3 protein-coding genes and 3 pseudogenes are annotated in these 3,075 nt (G+C 60.2%); 4 read left to right on the forward strand and 2 right to left on the reverse strand.

All coding sequences use genetic code 11. From position 1 onward, the window contains the following. A pseudogene (locus tag GRZ55_RS22870) lies at positions 1–412 on the reverse strand (IS21 family transposase); the annotation flags it as partial. A gap of 220 nt (positions 413–632) precedes the next feature. Between GRZ55_RS22870 and GRZ55_RS22875 the strand changes: the two are divergent. Beyond that, a pseudogene (locus GRZ55_RS22875) lies at positions 633–803 on the forward strand (IS3 family transposase); the annotation flags it as partial. On the opposite strand, the gene GRZ55_RS22880 reads toward GRZ55_RS22875, so the two are convergent. After that, the gene (locus GRZ55_RS22880; RefSeq protein WP_169289248.1) at positions 795–995 is read right to left on the reverse strand and encodes a hypothetical protein; all 201 of its coding nucleotides are present in this window, start codon (positions 993–995) and stop codon (positions 795–797) included. The pseudogene GRZ55_RS22875 and the gene GRZ55_RS22880 overlap by 9 nt on opposite strands. Positions 996–1,226: 231 nt before the next feature. On the opposite strand from GRZ55_RS22880, the gene GRZ55_RS22885 reads away from it, so the two are divergent. The 3 genes and pseudogenes from GRZ55_RS22885 to GRZ55_RS22895 all read left to right on the forward strand — a co-directional run. After that, positions 1,227–1,673, forward strand: coding sequence for a hypothetical protein (locus tag GRZ55_RS22885; RefSeq protein WP_169289249.1), 447 nt, complete (start codon positions 1,227–1,229; stop codon positions 1,671–1,673). Positions 1,674–1,706: 33 nt separating this feature from the next. Beyond that, positions 1,707–1,988, forward strand: coding sequence for a tyrosine-type recombinase/integrase (locus tag GRZ55_RS23840; RefSeq protein ID WP_169289250.1), 282 nt, complete (start codon positions 1,707–1,709; stop codon positions 1,986–1,988). 872 nt (positions 1,989–2,860) lie between these two features. Further along, positions 2,861–3,075, forward strand: a pseudogene (locus GRZ55_RS22895) (flagellin); the annotation flags it as partial.

Below are 3,075 nucleotides of genomic sequence, written 5' to 3' on the forward strand. Positions count from 1 at the left end.
CGATGGTGACGCCGCTGGCGTTCATGTCGGTGAAGTCCGACAGGCCGAGGCGGCCGGGTTCGTGGGTCTGCCGGAAGATCACCTCTTGCTCTTCGCCGTGAATGGCCCGCCATGATCGAATGCGACGTTCCAGTGTCCGGCGAATGCCGCTGCTCAGTTGGGGATGCCGTCGCATCATCTCCTCGAAGATCGCCACGGGCCTGATACCGGGCGCGGCCTTGAGCAGCGGGACAATCTCGGCATCAAAGATGCTCTCGAGCGGATCGGGTCGGCGACGGCCGCGAACCGGCTTCTTCTGGGACGGCATATGTGGATCCTTCTCGATCCGATATGCGGTCGCCACGCTGAGCGACGCCTTCGCGGCGGCGACGGACGTCGGGTGGGTTTGGCGGAGCTTCATGTAGAGCCTCATCTGGTGATCGGTTAGGTGGCGGCCGGGCACGAAGCGGTTCCTCCGAATCGGAAAAACCACCGGCATACCCGGCCGACCGCGAACACCAGAAAGGCCCTCAAAACGGGCCGCCGCCGCTGGATGGAAACTCCGGTCGGGCTACGCCCTCCCTGCGTTCCCATCCAGCGGCGTTCTCATCTTGATTGACGCTGCCCTCTCACGTTGATCGCCGCGCCGCATCTTCTCGTCGCTCAAAACCGAACGCACCGCGCGCAAGGTCTACAGGACAAGGGACGATGCCAGGGCGGATGTGTTCGATTACATCGAGCGCTTCTACAACCCTCGGCGACGGCACTCGACACTGGGCTATCTGAGCCCCGTCGAGTTCGAGGAGCAAGCTATGTTAGCTTAACCTGGTGTCCGAAAAACCGGCAGCAGGCCACAAAGTGGTGCCATGCTCTTGGAACAGCATCTGTTCCTGATTTGAACCCCACTCGGCGGTCTGCGGGTCGCCTTGGTCTGTACCTACGTCTGCGGTCTGGGCGATGGCCGAACCCGTGAACGCCGTGATGGCTGCGGCCGCAATCAATGTTCTGATATTCATGATGTTCCCTTCCTCGTTGGGTTTCGCTTTGCCTCATCGGCATGCCCGGCGAACGAGGTCAGTGCACTAATGTTCCGTTGCGGAGCGGCGCGCTCGGATTCAACTTGATGTGACCGCCGCCCCTGACCGTCAACTGGGCACCGCTGTCCCCTCCAGCCCTCCCAATTCATTTTGCTTGCCGCGTCCCGAGAAGTACGCATTCCAATGCTCCGTAGAGAAGGAGAACCGAGAATGCGTGCAACCTATGAGCCCGGCTACTGGTCGACCTGGCCCTCTCACATCCAAGCTGATGCCCACCGGTACACCGAGTCCGGCAAGGGCCACACTCTCGATGAGCTGTTTGCGAAGTACCAGGACACGCTGTGGGAAGCGGGCCTGCACAAGTACTGTCTCACCGGTTTCATCCGCGAACTGGACCGGCTGCTCGGCCCTGCTCCATTCACCGATTTTCCGCAGGAGCGCCTAAATGAGCTCGCGGCCCTGCTCCGACAGCGCGGCAACAGCAACGCGACCATCAACCGAAAGTTCTCCGCGCTCGGCAAGCTACTCAAGAAGGCGCGTGCGATGGGCGACATCCGCAGCGTGCCAGATATAGAGCGCCTGAAGGAGAAGGCGGGCCGAATCCGGTTCCTCGATCCCGATGAGGAGCTGAGGCTGTTCGCCGCCATCAAGGCGTGATCGGGGATCTACTTTCACCTGTCCGTCTTCCTCGTGGACACCGGCGCGCGCCTCGGTGAAGCAATCGGGCTGCGCTGGAATGATTTCGAGAAGGGGAGGGCGACTTCCTGGATCACGAAGTCTGGACGCAGTCGCACCGTACCACTAACGGCTCGGGGTCAGGACTCGCTGGCATCCTGCAGTGATATGGCGGTCGGTCCCTTCATTGCGGTGAAGCAATATCTGTATCGGATGGTCTGGCATGACGCGAAGCGCGAGGTGGGCTTACGCCATGATCGTGATGTCGTACCAGAACGAGCCGGAAGTCCCGGGTAAGGCGAAGCCGGCACGTCTGACGGGCGAAGCGATGGTAGACCGGCGCGACGCTCGCGATCACCGCCGCCTTCGATCAGATAGCATCGCCAAGCCATCGTGGAAGTTGGCCGTTCGGGGAAAGGGGCGCTTTCTGTCGGGGAGAGTTGGTAGCCAGAGATGGTTGATGTCCTAGGGGATGGCGTGGGTCCTGGTCCGGATGCAGCCCCTGCTCAGAGACGGGCCAGGTCGTATCCGCCCATAAAGCAATTTGTGGCTTTTGCCGGCTTCAGAAGCCGATTCTCCATGACCTCCCCCTCGTTGGGGCAGGATGGCTGACTTAGCTTTCCGAGAATCGAAGTCCTCCACAGTTAGGCCTTCGAGGACGGGGCCAGGGCCCGGCGCCCTTTCTTGGTAATCTGCCATTCCATTCGGGCGTGTCCCGGCCTGTTCTCCAGCGGCATCATTCGAGTCCTCACCAGCCCCATGTCGCAAAGATGCTGGACATGGTCCACGTAGCGGGCAACGGCACTTAAGGGAGCCCATACGTCTGGCGCTTGTGTCAGCAATCCGCGATCGGTTTCGGTCAGTTCCATGGGTCTCCCGCTTGCAACCTGCACTTATGCTTAGCGAATCGTAAATATTACGGTATATGGAAACTCTACATAATTACAATGGGTTGAATGAGGTCGACCTAACAGCGCATCCCCACGATCGCAGTTTATAACCGGCTATCGAATCAGCTTCACGCGGGCGTTAAGGAACCGGCAGCTTTTGGACACTAGGTGTGAAACCTGAGGTTGGTCGGTTTTCTCCGATAGACATGATGTCAACACAGCCTTAGCCGGTTTCGGCATGTTTGTTTTTGAGTTTTGTATCGGGGGAGTTTTTCCCAAATGGCTAGCATCAATACGAACGCCAGCGCGATGACTGCGCTGCAGACCCTCACCGCCACCAACAAGAACCTCGCCACCACTCAGGGCCGCATTTCGACGGGCCTGCGCGTCGGCGAAGCTGCCGACAACGCCGCCTACTGGTCGATCGCCACCACCATGCGTTCCGACAACAAGGCGCTGTCGTCCGTGCAGGACTCCCTGGGCCTCGGCGCCGG

The organism is Chelativorans sp. ZYF759 (assembly GCF_012911015.1).
Classification (GTDB): Bacteria; Pseudomonadota; Alphaproteobacteria; order Rhizobiales; family Rhizobiaceae; genus ZYF759.